Genomic DNA, 13,153 nt, shown 5'->3' on the forward strand with positions numbered 1-13,153 from the left:
GCACCAGATGCGCTTGTCTCAAGCGAGCGATTCGACGGGCAGGCCGGCGGCTTTCCATTCGGGGTAGCCATCCTCGAGACGGCGGACGCGATAACCTCGCGTCCGGAGCGCTGCGACCGCTTCGAACGAAAGGACGCAATAGGGGCCGCGGCAATAGGCGATCACCTCCCGGCCCCTCGGAAGTTCGCCCAAACGTCGCTCCAACTCGGCGAGTGGAATGTTGAGAGCTCCCTGTAGATGGCCCAGCGCGAACTCGTCTTCGGGGCGCACATCGAGCACCGTGACCAGATCGTCGTGCAATCTCGCGACCAGATCATCTCGCGACACCGGTTCGAGCGCGTCGCGGGCATGGAAGTAGTCGGTCACGACGCGGCCGATCTCGGCGATATTTCGCTCGCCGACGCGACCCAGGGCCTTCGTCAGCGCGACCACTTCGGCATCGCCGGCCAAGCGATAGAGAACGTGTTTACCCCGACGCTCCGTCTCGACGAGACGCGCGCGCCTGAGAATCTGCAGGTGGCGGGATGTGTTGGCGAACGTCAGATGAGCACGGGCCGATAGCTCCTCGACGTTGCGCGCCCCCTGGGCGAGGTGCTCCAACAGTTCAAGCCGATGCGCATGGCCCAACGCCTGCGCCACCTCGGCGAGATTCTCATAGATCGCGTGTTTCGGTCCGGTACTTGACACGGCAGCTCCTGAATATATCATTCAGCAGATTGATTGAATGGTATCTAGCCGTCCTTAGAGGGGAGTGCAAGTCCATGATCCTCCGCCAGTTCTTGCATAGCGAGCCCGTCGGCATCTCCTACCTCTTCGGCTGCGGCGGCAAGGCGGCCGGCGCGGTCGTCGATCCCGTCGGCGATATCCAGCCCTATCTGCAAGCCGCCGACAATGCCGGCATGCGCATTCACTTCGTCATCGATACGCATGTCCATGCCGACCACCTCTCGGCGGGTCGGGCTCTCGCCCACGCGGCAGGGGCGCCATACGTGCTCTCGTCGGCCGCGGGCGTGTCGTTTCCGTTCAAAGGTGTGAGCGACGGCGAAGTCCTTCCGCTCGGCAACGTCACGGCGACAGTTCTCCACACGCCGGGGCACACACCCGAGCACATCTGCATTCTTGTGACGGACCGGACTCGCGCCGACGAGCCCTGGTTCGTCCTGACCGGCCACACCCTGATGGTCGGCGATCTGGGCCGTACCGAACTCGCCGCCAGCGCCGAAGATGGCGCAAAACAACTGTTTCGCAGCGTGCGCCAGCTGAAGGGGCTGCCGGACTACGTCGAGGTGCTGCCCGGCGCCTATGCGGGTTCGGTCTGCGGCCGCCGGCTGAGCGGCAAGCCCTGGTCGACCATCGGCTTCGAGAAGCGGCACAACCAGGCCTTCATGATCGAGGATGAAGCCGAGTTTGTGCGGTTCATGGTCGCCGAGATTCCGCCGGCGCCGCCGGAAGCCGCGAAGATCAGAGCCGCCAATTCGGGCGTCACTGCCGCTGCGGCCTGATGCCATGAGCGAAACGGTATCCGCTCCACAAGCCGCCTCTTTGGTCAGATTGGGGCTGAGGGAAAATTGGCCGCAGTTCGCTCTACTTGTCCTCATCAACGCTTTCGTGGGCGGGATGGTCGGGATCGAGCGAACCGTCGTGCCACTGATCGGTGCCGAGGAGTTCAAGGTCGGCTCGACGACGCTTGTCGTCTCTTTCATCGTCAGCTTCGGCGTCGTGAAGGCGTGCGCCAATCTGATTTCCGGCCAGCTCGCCGACAAATGGGGGCGCAAGCGGGTTCTGATCCTTGGGTGGCTCGTCGGACTTCCAGTGCCCTTCATGATCATCTGGGCGCCAAGCTGGGGATGGGTGATCGCCGCCAATGCCCTTCTAGGCATCAATCAGGGCCTTGCCTGGTCGATGACGGTGATCATGAAGATCGATCTCGTCGGGCCGAAGTCGCGCGGCCTTGCGGTGGGCCTGAACGAGTTCGCCGGATACCTCGCGGTCGGCGTGACCGCCTACCTCACCGGCTATCTTGCGTCGGAGTATGGGTTGCGGCCGGCACCGATCTATCTCGGTGTGGCCTATGCGATTCTCGGCGCCGCGCTTTCGATCCTGCTGGTGCGCGATACGCGCGAGCACGTCCGATTGGAGATGGCGGTGCATGCACGGCAAGCGTCTCCGATCAGCTTCCGGGAGATATTCCTCCTCACGTCATTCAGGGATCGCAACCTGTTTGCCGCATCGCAGGCCGGGCTGGTGAACAACCTCAACGACGGCATGAGCTGGGGCATCTTCCCGCTATTCTTCGCCTCCTTCGGTCTCGCGGTTGATCGGATCGGCATATTGAAGGCCGTCTATCCAGCGACGTGGGGCATCCTCCAAGTCGCCACGGGTCCCCTGTCGGACCGCTGGGGCCGCAAGGGCCTGATCGTCGCCGGCATGTGGGTGCAGGCCGGGGGCTTGTTCCTGACCGGGGGGACGAGTCATTTCGAGTGGTGGCTCGTCGGCAGCCTGCTGCTCGGACTTGGCACGGCCATGGTGTACCCGAGCTTGATCGCCGCCGTGTCCGACGCCTCGCATCCAAGCTGGCGCGCTCGCTCGCTCAGCGTCTACCGCTTCTGGCGCGACCTCGGCTACGCGATCGGTGCGCTGTCGGCCGGCATCATCGCAGACAGATTCGGACTTTCAGCGGCGATTGTTTCGATCGCCGCTCTGACGTTCATTTCCGGGGCTGTCGCGGCGGTGTTCATGCGGGAGCGTACAGCGGCTTCGGTTGACCTCGCGCAACAAGCGAGGCGACCGGCGGGGTAGAGTTGAATTTCTTCAATGATGGAGCAAGCCGATGCAGAAAGTATTGGTTCGAACGGTCGCTGCTCTCTCCCTCCTGCCTGGGGCAGTATGGGCGCAAGCGCAGGCGCCGTCAGATCCTGAACGCTACTACGGTTGGGGCCCGCACATGATGGGATGGGGCGGAGGATACGCCATGATGTTCGGTCCGTTTTTCATGATTCTCTTTCTCGCAGTCCTGGTTGCCCTCGCAGTTGTCCTCGTTCGCTGGCTGGGCGGCCCATGGCCGGGGACATATCCGCAACACCAATCGCCGCCAGCCCGGACGGCGCTCGATATCCTCAAAGAGCGCTTTGCGCGTGGCGAGATAGATAAGGCGGAATTCGAGGACCGGCGGCGCGTTCTCGGCGAGTAATTCGGCGCGTCCAACCGCAAGCTTGATCAGTTGGAAGAGGAGGCGCCCTTGCAGGTTCTGCTGATACTCAACGACCCGCCCTACGGCACCGAGCGCACCTACAACGGCTTGCGCCTCGCTCTCGCTCTCGCTCTCGCCAAGAGCGATCCAGCGACCACCGTGACGGTGTTCTTGATGGCTGACGCGGTAGTGGCCGCGAAGTCGGGCCAGAAGACGCCGGACGGCTACTACAATGTGGAGCGCATGCTAAAGGGCGTTCTCGCGGGCAAAGGACAAGTCCTACTTTGCGGCACCTGCATGGACGCCCGCGGGCTTGCTGATGCAGAGATACTCGGCGGTGTCAGGCGCAGCACCATGGTTGAACTCGCGGCGATGACCGTTTCCGCCGAGAAGGTGCTGGTGTTTTGATTCAGTATCCAAGAAGAGTGCCTCTTGGTCCAATGACCGTCACACCGCTCGCAGAGGAACGACCACGGGTTACGGTGACGCTGCACCTTTCTCATCGTCCTGCTCGGGATCCAGTTTCGCCTCGTCCTCAAGTTTGATGGCGGTCAACACGGAGCTATCGACGGTGTGTCGCGGCAACGGAGCCGCGCAGGGGTACGATTCCGAATACCAGAAATTTCGTTGACAGGGTGCCCAAATCAGTGGTTTGATCCCGCCTATCCCGCCCGCACTGAGAGGGGCGCATCGCGATCGTCACGGGACGTTGCGGCGGGGAGCGGTGGCCGCGGAGCGACGCAGCATCTCGATGGAGGTGCGGACGAACGTCGTTTCGCGGACGGTCAAGCCGTGTGGTCCCGACACCCCGACGCTGGTGTCTTGGTCGGTGACATCCCGATGACGGGGGCAAGCAAGCCCGGTCCCCTGGGAGAGCACGGAGCAGCCGTTCAAACCATTGCGCAGGGAAGGCCGGGTTGTTTCCGGCTGAGCCTGTGGTTCCTTCCCCGTGCACTTCTTTCGCACGGGGGCCGCGGGTGCCAGTCGGCACTCGGCCTTCCCTGCGCCCTCTCATTCAAGAGGACGCCAGATTGCAGCAGAGCTCGGGCCGAACCGGCCGCGAGGTTGCGGTGGTATGCGCGTGAGCAAGGCTGCGACGAGCGGTGGGCTGTTTGACAGGGTTGATCGGATCAGAACGCGGGGCTTAGCCGGAGCACCGGGGGGCTCAAACGCCCGGCTTCGCCAAGGGGCGAAGCGTGGTGCCGCAAGAGGGACTCGAACCCCCGACCCCGTCATTACGAATGACGTGCTCTACCAGCTGAGCTATTGCGGCGAACCATAGCGGCGAGCGCCCGGCACGGGGACGGACGACGCGATCGCGCTCCTGATATCGGGCGAACGGCCCGTTGGCAAGGACAACGCGCGCCGCCGCGGCGCGGAAACGAACCGGTGTGACCCGGAACGGCGGGGCTGGTTGCCCTCAGCCGCCGAACCGCGACCAGAACCCGCGCCAGCCGCCGGCCTGGGCCTTGGGCGCGAGCTGCTCGGCGAACTCGTCGCGGGGCTGGTCGTCGTCGTCGACGCCGGGATCGTCCGGCGGTCGCATGATCGGGACGATCGCCTGGATCGGCGTCTCCGCCGGCCTGGCGAGATCGTTGCGGGTGCGGAACAGCGGCGTCGGCGCGGTGGCCGCGGTCTCGGCCGGCTTGGCGGCCACGGCATCCGGCTCGGCCTGGGTCTCCGGCTCCGATTCGGCCTCGGCGGGGCCCGCGGCCTGCAACGGCGGCGCCGGCTCGGCGGCGACGGCGGTAGCCTCGATCAGCCGGCTATCCTCAGCCGTGTCCACAGGGATATCCACCGGCTTGTCGACAGGCTTGTCCACCGCCTCGACCAGCTTTTCGGCCTGCTCGGGCTCGGCGGCCGCCGCCGGCCGCGGCGGCTCGTTGTCCTGCACGGCCGGCGTGATCACCACGGGCTCGGGTGCGGGCTCGCGCGGCGGCGCGACTGCGGCTTCGGCCACGGCAGTCCGGGCCGGCGGGGCCAGCACGGCTTCGGCGAAGGCCGAGCTTTCGATCACGCTGCTGCGCTCCGAGGGCAGGCTCGCCACCGGCGTCTGCCATTGGAAGGCGTCGAGCCGGCCGGTGACCGGCGAGATTGGCTGCCAGCGGTCGCTGACATAGCCGTCCGCGGTCCAGGCCGGGTCGTGGCGGGCCCGCACCGCGCGCAGCGCCCATTCCCGCGCCTTGCCGGCGTCGCCATGCTCGGTGCGCTCCAGCTCGGCGATCAGCATCGCCACGCGCTGGGTCGGGTCCTCCGTGAACGGCGCCAGCGCCTCGCGGGCGCGGCCGAATTCGGCGGCGTCGATCGCCGCGCGCGCCACCGCCAGCGCGCCCTCGACATGGCCGGGCGTCCGCGCGGCCAGGTTCTCCACCCGCGCCAGCCGCTGCCGGGCCGAATCGCCGAGCCGCACATGGGCGTAGGCATCGGCGAGATCCGGATGCGGGCACGCGGCCCAGGCGGCCTCGATGATCTTCATCGCGCGCCGCACCTGGTGCGCCTCGCTCTCGAACTTCGCCGCCAGCACCGCGGCCGGCACCAGGGTTGGCGCCAGCTTCACCGCGTCCATCGCGCTGGTGCGCGACAGGTCGCGGTCGCCGGTCTCCAGCGCCAGCGCGCGCGCCGTCAGCAGCACGCCGCGCTGACGGCGGTAGGTCGGCTTGTCGATCATGCCGGCGGTGTAGTTGCCGTCGAGGATCGAAAGCGCACCGTCCCAGTCGGCCTCGGCGCAGCGGAAGCCGAGCACCGCATGCGAGGCCCAGGTGGCGTTGGGCGCCAGCCTGAGCGCTTCGTCGGCGATCATCACCGCAGCATAGGCGTCGTCGGCGCGCTGCGCCTCGATGAACAGGCCGCGCAGGCCGAGCAGGCGGGTGTCCTGGCGCTCGGCCATGGCGCGGAAGGCGCGCCGGGCGCCGTCGCGGTCGCCTTCGAGCTGCGCCGCCTGGGCGTGCAGGAGCAGCGTCAGCGGATCATCGCCGGCCAGCCGCTTGGCGGTGTCGGCGTGCTGCCGCGCCGCAGTCGAATCGCCGTGGCCGATCGCGAGCAGGCCGTGGGTGATGGCGTGCCGTCCACGCTGATGCCGGCGGGCGCGGTGCGCCTTGCGGATACGGCCGGGTGCCCGCAGCAGCGCGCTGATCAGGTTCCACAGCGCGACGCAGGCGGCGATGGTGAGGCCGAGCGCGAGCACGAACACCGGCAAGGTCATGGCGATCCGCCAGGGGCCCCAATTCAAGACGACGTCGCCCGTCTGCTCGGCGACCCAGGCCGAGCCCGCAGCGGCGAGTCCGACCAGGATGAGGAAAATGACGATCCGGAACATGGGCGTCCTATTGCGCGGGTTTGGCGAGCGCGGTCATCGCGTCGTCGGCGAATTTGCGGGCGGCCGACAGCGCCGCGTCGCGGGCATCGGCGCGGGCGAGCCAGTCATTGGCGGGGGCGCGATCCCCAGGCGAGAGCCCCTTCAGCTCGCGGCGGGCCTCGGCGAAATCGTTGCGCAGCGCCGCCGCGGTGATCCGTGCCACGACCGCGCCGCGATCGGTGCCGGCGCCGTCGGTGCGCTCGACCTTGACCAGGCTCGAGGCGCCGGCCGAGAGCTTGCTGAGGATCGAGGTCCCCGTGGTGCTCTCGGGCGCCGGCGGCGAGAGCTTCGGCACGATGGTGAGCAGCTCGCGGCTCAGTGCCGCGGGGCTCGGCACGCCGGTCGTGGCGAACGCCTCCAGCGGCTTCAGCGCGGCCGCGTCGGGCGCCAGAGATTTGGCGGTGGTCAGCGCCGCTCCATAGGGATCGCCGTGACGGACGGCGACATCGAGCAGGGTCGCGGCGACCACGCGGCGAAGCGGCGCGTCGTCGGCCGGCTTGGCCGCCTCTGCCGCCTCGGAGATCCTAGCGCGCTCCTGTGCCAGCGCCGCGCTCTGGTTCTTGCTCGCCCGCTCCAGCGCGTCGATGCGTGCGGTCAGGCCGGAGAGATCGACCGGCTCGGGTGCGGGCGCCGGCGCGGAGCCGTCGCGCGGCTGCGCCCGGACGTCGTTGAGGGCGGCCACGGTCTTGTCGGCCTGCGCGCGCAGGCCGGCGACGTCGTTGCGAAGCGCTGCCATCGCCTTGTCGGCGGCATCGAGCCGGCCGGTCACGGCGCCATCCGGCTTGCCGATGCGCTGCTCCAGCCCGGCGACGCGGGAGGTGAGCTCGTCGACCGCCGTGGCCTGCGGCGAGATCGCCGACGGCGGTGCGACCTGCGGCCAGCCCAGCATCCAGCCGACGCCGATGACCAGCGCGGCCGCGGCCGCGCCGGAGAACGGCGCGATGATCCAGGGCGAGATCGGGCGGGGTGGCGGCGTCATGCGCGGCGGCTCGGCCGCAGCAATGGTCTCCCCGGCCCTGTCATCGGCGGCAGCGGCCGCTTCGGCGTCCGGCGCCATATGCGGGTGCGATTCGGCGGCGGTCTCCGACGAGCCTTCGGCCATCGCCGCCGCCGGAGCGGACCATGGCGAGGCGGTCGGCCGCTCGGCCGCGCTCTCGCTGGCCGACGGGCGCTCCTCGCGTGAGGTCGGCTCCAGGTCGATGGTCGGCGGTGGCCGTTTCGGCCGCCCGGTGTCGGAGGCCGGTGCAGCGGTGTCGGGTTCATCGACCATGGTGGAAGTTCCCTGGCTGAGGCAAGATTGAGCAGGCCCTCTTACGCCATTCACGACCGTAGCGCACGGGTCAGGCCCTCCAGCATGTCGTTTTCATCCGGATGCGCCGCGATTGTGACCTGGGTGGCGCCGGCCTCGCGCAGCACCTCGGCGACATTGGCCGACAGGCAGCCATGGGGCACCGCCAGCGCCGAGATTTCGACGCCATCGGCCCGGATGGCGGCCACGAATGCCGCGGCACTCCGCCGCGAATAATGCAGCACCGCCTCGATCCGGTTGGCTGCGAAGGCCGCGCAGACGTCGCGCGGCAGCGCCGCGACCGGCGCCATCCGATAGACGGTCTGGGTGACCACATCGAAGCCGCGCTCGGCGAGCTCGGAAGCGAGGTCGCGCGAGATGTCGGCGCCGGCGAGATAGAGCAGGGTGGCCTTGGCGTCGATGACGCCGCTGTCTGCGATCAGGTCGCGCAACGCCGCCGCATCGGCCGCGGCCGAGATCACCTGCGTGAAGCCGGCCTCGCGTGCGGCCGCGGCGGTCCGGTCGCCGACCGCGAACAGCGGCAGGCGCAGCAAGGCGGACGCCCTGAGCTGCGGCGCCGCCGCGCGCAGCGCGTTCGATGACGTTACGATGAGTCCGGCGGCATCGCCGCCGACGTCCGGCGGCATCGCGACCGGCTCGAAGCGCAGCATCGGCGCCAGCAGCACCTCGAAGCCGCGCGCGCGCAGGGCGCTCGCGGTGTGTTCATTGTCCGGGGCGGGACGGGTCACCAGCACGGCCATGTGCTATGCTCCCGTCGAACACGGATCGGCCGGGCTGCAACGGACGGACGATTGCACCTGGCGACCTCGTGGTGTTAGGCGGTTCTGCGCACTCATAATGACCAAAAGGGTTGAGATTGGGTAACGAATCGCAAACGCTCGTGCTGGGCATCGAAACCACCTGCGACGAGACCGCCGCGGCCGTGGTGGCGCGTGATTCGGACGGCAAGGGGCAGATCCTCTCCAACGTGGTGCGCTCGCAGACCGACGAGCACGCCATCTATGGCGGTGTGGTTCCAGAGATCGCGGCGCGCGCCCATGTCGACATGCTCGACCATCTCATCGACGCGGCGATGCGCGAGGCCGGCATCGACTATGCCGCGCTCGGCGGCGTCGCGGCGGCCGCCGGCCCCGGCCTGATCGGTGGCGTCATCGTCGGCCTCACCACCGCCAAGGCGATCGCGATGGTGCACGACACGCCGCTGATCGCGGTCAACCATCTCGAGGCGCATGCGCTGACGCCGCGCCTCACCGATGCAATCGACTTCCCCTATTGCCTGTTCCTGGCCTCCGGCGGCCACACCCAGATCGTCGCAGTCGCCGGCGTCGGCGACTACGTCCGGCTCGGCACCACCGTCGACGACGCGATGGGCGAGGCGTTCGACAAGGTCGCGAAGATGCTGGGCCTGCCCTATCCGGGCGGACCGCAGGTCGAGCAGGCCGCGCGCAATGGCGACGCCGCGCGCTTTGCCTTCCCGCGTCCGATGCTGGGCCGCAGCGATGCCAATTTCTCGCTGTCCGGGCTGAAGACGGCCGTGCGCAACGAGATCGGCCGGCTCGACAAGGTGAGCGAGCAGGACATCGCCGACCTCTGCGCCAGCTTCCAGGCGGCGGTGCTGGACTCGACGGCCGATCGCCTGCGCGTCGGCCTCGACCTGTTCAAGCAGCGCTTCGGCGCGCCGACTGCCTTGGTCGCCGCCGGCGGCGTCGCCGCCAACCAGGCCATTCGTGGCGCGCTCGACGACGTCGCGCAGCAGGCTGGCACGCGGCTGATCATGCCGCCGCCCGCGCTCTGCACCGACAATGGCGCCATGATCGCCTGGGCCGGACTGGAGCGGCTCGCGCTCGGCCTCGTCGACGGCATGGACGCCGCCCCGCGGGCGCGCTGGCTGCTGGATGCGAATGCGCAAGTGCCCGGCAAGTTCGCGAACACGCGCGCGGGGTTTTGAGGGTGATGGAATTGCTTTTTCATTCCGCACGAAGCGGCTGGATCGCCCTTGGCTGTGATGTGGCAAGCTCCTGCACCACACGCGGTGCGCTCCCCTCCCCCTTGCGGGGAGGGGTCGGGGGTGGGGGTGGCTCCATAAAAATTCTCGCTCGTGGCACCCCCCTCCCCAACCCTCCCCCGCAAGGGGGGAGGGAGCGCCGCCGAATCCGCGGCGAATGACTCGTTTCCAAACGATCTCCGTCATCGGCGCCGGTGCCTGGGGCACCGCGCTCGCCGCTGTCGCGGCGCGCGCAGGGCGTGACGTCACGCTCTATGCCCGCGATGCCGACCACGCCGCGCGCATCGGCGCTGCCCGTGAGAACCCGCGCCTGCCCGGCATTCCCCTCGCGTCGCGCATCGCCGTGACCGCCGATCTTGCCGAGCCCGCCCGCGCCGACGCCGTTCTCATCGTCGTCCCCGCCCAGCATCTGCGCGGTGCCGTCATGCATCTCGCACCGCTGCTCCGTCCGGGCACGCCGCTCATCGCCTGCGCCAAGGGCATCGAGCACGGCACCCATAAATTCATGACCGAGGTGATCGCGGAGGCCGCGCCGAACGCAGTCCCGGCGATCCTGTCCGGTCCGAGCTTCGCGGACGACGTCGCGCGCGGGCTCCCGACCGCGGTGACGCTCGCCGCGCCCGACGAGGCGCTCGCGGCTGATCTCGTCCATGCGCTGGGCTCGCCGACCTTCCGGCCCTATCACTCGACCGACGTGCGCGGCGTCGAGATCGGCGGCGCCGCCAAGAACGTGCTGGCGATCGCCGCCGGCATCGTTGCCGGCCGCAAGCTCGGCGCCTCGGCGCTGGCGGCGCTGACCACGCGCGGCTTCGCCGAGCTGGTGCGGCTCGGCCGCGCCTATGGCGCGCGCAGCGAGACGCTCACCGGCCTGTCCGGCCTCGGCGACCTGATCCTGACCTGCGCCGGTCCGCAGTCGCGCAACTTCGCCGCCGGCCTCGCGCTCGGCCGCGGCGAGCCGCTCCCTGCTGGCAAGCTCGCCGAAGGACAATACACCGCGCCGGTGCTGGTCGAGCTCGCCGCGTCGCGCGGCGTCGAGATGCCGGTGGCGCAGGCGGTGGCCGCCATTCTCGCCGGCACCGTGACGATCGATGCCGCGATCGAGGCGCTGATGATGCGCCCGTTCAAGGCGGAGGAGTGAGCGTTCTGGCTGCGCACCACATTCACCCCTCACCCTGAGGAGCCCGCCACAGGCGGGCGTCTCGAAGGGGGAGGCCCTGATCCGGCTTCATGGTTCGAGACGCGCCTGCGGCGCTCCTCACCATGAGGGTTGAGCGCAGAGACCGGCGCCGCGTCATCGCTGGGCAAAAGCGCAGCGCCCCGGCTCTAAGGTGTTGACCCGGCCGTTGTCGTCTTCTTTGATCCGGCCGCCGAGCGAGGCCGTATTCCGCTCGAGACTGGCGCGACGTGATCTGAGGATCTTGCACATATGAACTACTGGCTGGTGAAATCCGAACCCTCGGTATGGTCGTGGGACCAGCAGGTGGAGAAGGGCGCGAAGGGGGAGGCCTGGACCGGCGTGCGCAACTACACGGCGCGGCAGAACCTGGTGGCGATGAAGAAGGGCGACCTCGCCTTCTACTACCATTCCAACGAGGGCAAGGAGATCGTCGGCATCGCCGAGATCATCAAGGAAGCCTATCCCGATCCGACCGACAAGACGGGCAAGTTCGTCTGCGTCGACATCAAGGCGCACAAGGCGTTCAAGACCCCGGTGACGCTCGCCGCCATCAAGGCCGACAAGACGCTGAGCGAGATGGCGCTGGTGAAGCAGTCCCGGCTGTCGGTGCAGCCGGTCACGCCTGCGGAATGGAAGCACGTCTGCAAGCTGGGCGGCGTGTAGGGGCGCAAGGGCTTGTGAGACGCGCAAGGCGTTAGCGCCATTCGTGGTAGCTCCGGACCTGCGGCTGCCATGGGCAGGCTGCGTCCTTTCAGGCGCCGCGCTATGATGCTACGTTCAGTTGTAGCAGGGAGCACCTGCTTCCTGCTCCATACCGAACAGGAGACCGACATGTCTGACAGCGTCTACAAAGTCATCGAGCTGATCGGTACCAGCAGCGAATCTTGGGAAAAGGCGGCCGCGAACGCGGTCGAACAAGCTGCGAAAACACTCCGGGACCTGCGCGTTGCAGAAGTCGTCAAGCTCGACATGCAACTCGATGCGAAGGGGAAAGTCGAAGCCTATCGGGCCAAGCTCAACGTGTCGTTCAAGTTCGAAGGCGCATGAGCTGACCATCGACCTGCGTTGTCGTTCGCCGGCCTATCGGCCGCGGCAAGGTTTGAGCCTGCAATCCGGTGTCGTGCCCGCCATCGGGGGCATGACCGTGGACGTCTCGGTTCGGCTTCCCGGGGGATGGCGAGGCGGGACGGACCACAAGCCTGTCATACGGAAATTGCCCGTCGCGCCGGTTATGTCGCAGGGCAGCGCCGCTGCATGACGATCGGGAGTTGGGATCAGAGATCGAGACCTCTCTTCCTCAGTTCATCGACCATCTGCTTCCTGATCTCTTCGCCGAGAGCTTGACCAAATTTCTGCCCGGCAATGCTCGACTCCTGGGTGACGGACGGCAGCTTCTGCAGGACTCTTTGACCTGTCGGGGTCCTGTAGAACTCAGCCATGGTCCTGAGGTCGTCCGCCGAGAAGTTCCTGGCATAGATGACCGCGATCGCATCCGAGAATTCGGAAACCCTGCCCTGAAAGGCCTGGGTGAACTTCGGGATCAACGCATCATATTGCAGAGCGACCTCGGCGCGCCCCTGGACGATCGTCGGTCTCAGGTTCTTCAGAACGATCGGCAACAGGGCTGTCGCCTGGTCATTCAGATGCATCACGGAGACCAGCTCTTTCGCGGCCGCCAAGGACTCCTGTGATGTCGCTTGGGCTCTTGCCGATGGCGGCGTTGCGGCGGTGAGCCAAATGGCGGAGGCGACGACTACGTACCGACAGCGATGCTTCATCCTGATCCCCCATGTGCCGGCTGCAGCGGCGATCGCTGTTACGGCCGGGTTCCAACTCTTAAGATCAGCCGGAGCCAGCGAACAGTATTGCTAAGCTGTGTTTTCTGCCGCTGCAACCGGATTGGCATCCCCGCGCTATTGTGCGGATCAAAGCCTGCTCGGTTGCCCGTCGGGCAGTTTCCGCATTCCCGACATGCGCCAATTGCCCGTCGAGTTAGTTTGCCGCAGCCGCGCCGGCTTGTGTCGTCGGGCAAATCACCTTCACATTTCCGCGCATCCTGTTGCCGCATGAGGGGCGTTTCGCGACCGTCACGGACCGTTGGCAGTGGGAGGCGATGG

Annotated in this window: 13 protein-coding genes and 1 tRNA gene; 8 read left to right on the forward strand and 6 right to left on the reverse strand. The window is 67.8% G+C overall.

Annotated elements, in window-relative coordinates:
* Positions 1-18 precede the first annotated feature (18 nt).
* Positions 19-687 carry a metalloregulator ArsR/SmtB family transcription factor gene (locus QX126_RS30130; protein ID WP_315785862.1) on the reverse strand — a complete coding sequence of 223 codons (669 nt, stop codon included), beginning with the start codon at positions 685-687 and terminating at the stop codon, positions 19-21.
* Between QX126_RS30130 and QX126_RS30135 the strand changes: the two genes are divergently transcribed.
* From QX126_RS30135 to QX126_RS30150, 4 genes are read left to right on the forward strand one after another with little or no spacing between them, the layout of a single operon-like run.
* Entirely contained in the window at positions 681-1,502 is an 822-nt protein-coding gene (locus tag QX126_RS30135; protein WP_315785864.1) for an MBL fold metallo-hydrolase, read from the forward strand. The genes QX126_RS30130 and QX126_RS30135 overlap by 7 nt on opposite strands.
* Before the next feature lie 4 nt (positions 1,503-1,506).
* A complete protein-coding gene (locus tag QX126_RS30140) occupies positions 1,507-2,799 on the forward strand; it encodes an MFS transporter (RefSeq protein ID WP_315785866.1) in 1,293 nt (430 codons plus the stop codon).
* A gap of 31 nt (positions 2,800-2,830) precedes the next feature.
* A complete protein-coding gene (locus tag QX126_RS30145) occupies positions 2,831-3,190 on the forward strand; it encodes an SHOCT domain-containing protein (RefSeq protein WP_315785868.1) in 360 nt (119 codons plus the stop codon).
* A 48-nt stretch (positions 3,191-3,238) separates the two neighbouring features.
* Positions 3,239-3,598, forward strand: a complete 360-nt coding sequence (locus QX126_RS30150) for a DsrE/DsrF/TusD sulfur relay family protein (protein ID WP_315785870.1) — start codon at positions 3,239-3,241, stop codon at positions 3,596-3,598.
* A gap of 789 nt (positions 3,599-4,387) precedes the next feature.
* On the opposite strand, the gene QX126_RS30155 is transcribed toward QX126_RS30150, so the two are convergent.
* The 4 genes from QX126_RS30155 to QX126_RS30170 all read right to left on the reverse strand — a co-directional run bounded on the left by QX126_RS30155 (position 4,388) and on the right by QX126_RS30170 (position 8,594).
* Positions 4,388-4,463 (reverse strand) — tRNA-Thr (locus QX126_RS30155).
* A gap of 147 nt (positions 4,464-4,610) precedes the next feature.
* Positions 4,611-6,506: a heme biosynthesis protein HemY gene (locus tag QX126_RS30160; protein WP_315785872.1), complete on the reverse strand. Its 1,896-nt coding sequence runs from the start codon at positions 6,504-6,506 to the stop codon at positions 4,611-4,613.
* Positions 6,507-6,513: 7 nt separating this feature from the next.
* Complete coding sequence (locus QX126_RS30165; RefSeq protein ID WP_315785873.1) at positions 6,514-7,815, reverse strand: hypothetical protein; 1,302 nt, start codon at positions 7,813-7,815, stop codon at positions 6,514-6,516.
* A gap of 50 nt (positions 7,816-7,865) precedes the next feature.
* Positions 7,866-8,594 (reverse strand): uroporphyrinogen-III synthase, encoded by a 729-nt coding sequence (locus QX126_RS30170; RefSeq protein WP_315785875.1) that lies wholly within the window; start codon positions 8,592-8,594, stop codon positions 7,866-7,868.
* 140 nt (positions 8,595-8,734) lie between these two features.
* On the opposite strand from QX126_RS30170, the gene tsaD reads away from it, so the two are divergent.
* The 4 genes from tsaD to QX126_RS30190 all read left to right on the forward strand — a co-directional run bounded on the left by tsaD (position 8,735) and on the right by QX126_RS30190 (position 12,083).
* The gene (gene tsaD / locus QX126_RS30175; RefSeq protein WP_315785877.1) at positions 8,735-9,802 is read left to right on the forward strand and encodes a tRNA (adenosine(37)-N6)-threonylcarbamoyltransferase complex transferase subunit TsaD; all 1,068 of its coding nucleotides are present in this window, start codon (positions 8,735-8,737) and stop codon (positions 9,800-9,802) included.
* 214 nt (positions 9,803-10,016) lie between these two features.
* Positions 10,017-10,997 carry an NAD(P)H-dependent glycerol-3-phosphate dehydrogenase gene (locus QX126_RS30180; RefSeq protein WP_315785879.1) on the forward strand — a complete coding sequence of 327 codons (981 nt, stop codon included), beginning with the start codon at positions 10,017-10,019 and terminating at the stop codon, positions 10,995-10,997.
* A gap of 288 nt (positions 10,998-11,285) precedes the next feature.
* The gene (locus QX126_RS30185) at positions 11,286-11,699 is read left to right on the forward strand and encodes an EVE domain-containing protein (protein ID WP_315785881.1); all 414 of its coding nucleotides are present in this window, start codon (positions 11,286-11,288) and stop codon (positions 11,697-11,699) included.
* Between the two features lie 168 nt (positions 11,700-11,867).
* Positions 11,868-12,083, forward strand: a complete 216-nt coding sequence (locus tag QX126_RS30190) for a dodecin family protein (RefSeq protein ID WP_315777333.1) — start codon at positions 11,868-11,870, stop codon at positions 12,081-12,083.
* 227 nt (positions 12,084-12,310) lie between these two features.
* On the opposite strand, the gene QX126_RS30195 is transcribed toward QX126_RS30190, so the two are convergent.
* The gene (locus QX126_RS30195; RefSeq protein WP_315785883.1) at positions 12,311-12,814 is read right to left on the reverse strand and encodes a DUF2059 domain-containing protein; all 504 of its coding nucleotides are present in this window, start codon (positions 12,812-12,814) and stop codon (positions 12,311-12,313) included.
* Positions 12,815-13,153: the final 339 nt, after the last annotated feature.

Source organism: Bradyrhizobium sp. SZCCHNPS1003 (assembly GCF_032381555.1).
Taxonomy (GTDB): Bacteria; Pseudomonadota; Alphaproteobacteria; order Rhizobiales; family Xanthobacteraceae; genus Bradyrhizobium.

What these genes read in the sequence shown, in the direction of transcription:
- QX126_RS30185 (WP_315785881.1), top strand. Translation starts at nt 11,286, where the DNA reads ATGAACTACTGGCTGGTGAAATCCGAACCCTCGGTATGGTCGTGGGAC.
- QX126_RS30170 (WP_315785875.1), bottom strand. Translation starts at nt 8,594, where the DNA reads ATGGCCGTGCTGGTGACCCGTCCCGCCCCGGACAATGAACACACCGCG.
- QX126_RS30190 (WP_315777333.1), top strand. Translation starts at nt 11,868, where the DNA reads ATGTCTGACAGCGTCTACAAAGTCATCGAGCTGATCGGTACCAGCAGC.
- QX126_RS30140 (WP_315785866.1), top strand. Translation starts at nt 1,507, where the DNA reads ATGAGCGAAACGGTATCCGCTCCACAAGCCGCCTCTTTGGTCAGATTG.
- QX126_RS30165 (WP_315785873.1), bottom strand. Translation starts at nt 7,815, where the DNA reads ATGGTCGATGAACCCGACACCGCTGCACCGGCCTCCGACACCGGGCGG.
- QX126_RS30160 (WP_315785872.1), bottom strand. Translation starts at nt 6,506, where the DNA reads ATGTTCCGGATCGTCATTTTCCTCATCCTGGTCGGACTCGCCGCTGCG.
- QX126_RS30195 (WP_315785883.1), bottom strand. Translation starts at nt 12,814, where the DNA reads ATGAAGCATCGCTGTCGGTACGTAGTCGTCGCCTCCGCCATTTGGCTC.
- QX126_RS30145 (WP_315785868.1), top strand. Translation starts at nt 2,831, where the DNA reads ATGCAGAAAGTATTGGTTCGAACGGTCGCTGCTCTCTCCCTCCTGCCT.
- QX126_RS30180 (WP_315785879.1), top strand. Translation starts at nt 10,017, where the DNA reads ATGACTCGTTTCCAAACGATCTCCGTCATCGGCGCCGGTGCCTGGGGC.